Here is a 1,285-nt window from a genome sequence, read left to right as displayed (position 1 = left end):
ATATCTTCAGGTAATGTATTTTTATCAATCACTAAAGAATGATACCTTACAGCTTCAAAAGGATTTGGTATCCCTTTAAATAATCCTTTCTCATTATGATAAATCATTGATGTTTTTCCATGCATAAGACATTTTGCTTTTACTATTTTTGCTCCAAAAGCAGCTCCTATTGACTGATGACCAAGACAAACTCCAAGAATTGGATAGATACCTTTAAATTCTTTTATAACATCAATAGAAATACCAGCTTCACTTGGACTGCATGGTCCCGGAGAAATAACAATAGCATCTATATCATCTTTATTTTTTATTTCATCAATTGAAATTTTATCATTTCTTACAACTTCAACATCTACCCCAAGTTCATACAAATACTGAACAATGTTGTATGTAAAAGAATCGTAATTATCAATCATTAATATTTTCATGAAATTCTCCTTAAATATCTTTAAAATAATATTTTAAATCATATTGCCAAAATTTTATATTTGTTTATATTTATAATCCTAAATCTAAAATTTCAAGTTTGCCGAATGCAAACAAGGTTTTGAGGTATTATGGCTATAGCCCCAGAAAGTATAGATGAGATAAAATCACAGGTTAATGTGTATGATGTAATTTCTCAATATCTGCCCTTAGAAAAAGTTGGCAGCTCATACAGGGCTTTATGTCCATTTCATCCGGAAAAAACACCTTCCTTTTATGTTTCTCCTCAAAAAAATATATGGAAATGTTTCGGATGCGGGAAAAGTGGCAGTGCAATAACTTTTGTAATGGAATATGAAGGATTATCCTTCAGTGAAGCCTTAATTAAGATAGCAGAAAAACAAGGTATTAAGTTGAAATTCATAGGGAAAGACAAATTTCAAGAAAACAAAAAGTATTACCAGCTTTTAGAATTAGTATCAAAATTTTACCAACAGCAGTTAAGAACATCTCCAAAAGCCAGAAAATACCTTTCAGAAAGGAACATACTTCCATCAACAATAGATAAATTTAATATAGGATACTCTCCAGAAGACGACTCTTTTATAAAATGGATAGAAAAAAACAATATAAATAAAGAAGATTTAGTAAAAATCGGTGTCATTTCTTCTGTAGAAAGTAAAAAGGATAAATTTAGTGGAAGAATAATTTTTCCTATTAAAAATCTGCAAGGAAAGATTGTAGGATTTGGAGGAAGAAGCATTGAACCTCATAAATCACCTAAATATCTCAACTCACCTGAAACTCAAATTTATAAAAAAAGTGAAATACTGTATGGACTATATGAAAGTAAAGATTA

2 protein-coding genes are annotated in these 1,285 nt (G+C 29.3%); one reads left to right on the top strand and one right to left on the bottom strand.

Annotation, left to right across the window (positions count from 1 at the left end; translation table 11 throughout):
- Nucleotides 1-428 (bottom strand): aminodeoxychorismate/anthranilate synthase component II (locus tag HG1285_RS01100; RefSeq protein ID WP_008289480.1); only part of this gene is annotated, 428 nt, incomplete at its 3' end.
- 129 nt (nt 429-557) lie between these two features.
- Here HG1285_RS01100 and dnaG point away from each other — a divergent pair.
- The coding region (dnaG, locus tag HG1285_RS01105) for a DNA primase (protein ID WP_008289479.1) at nt 558-1,285 on the top strand (728 nt) is incomplete at its 3' end.

It is taken from the genome of Hydrogenivirga sp. 128-5-R1-1 (assembly GCF_000171895.1).
The sequence above is the reverse complement of the archived record's forward strand: the minus strand, read 5'-3'. Positions and strand labels throughout refer to the sequence as shown.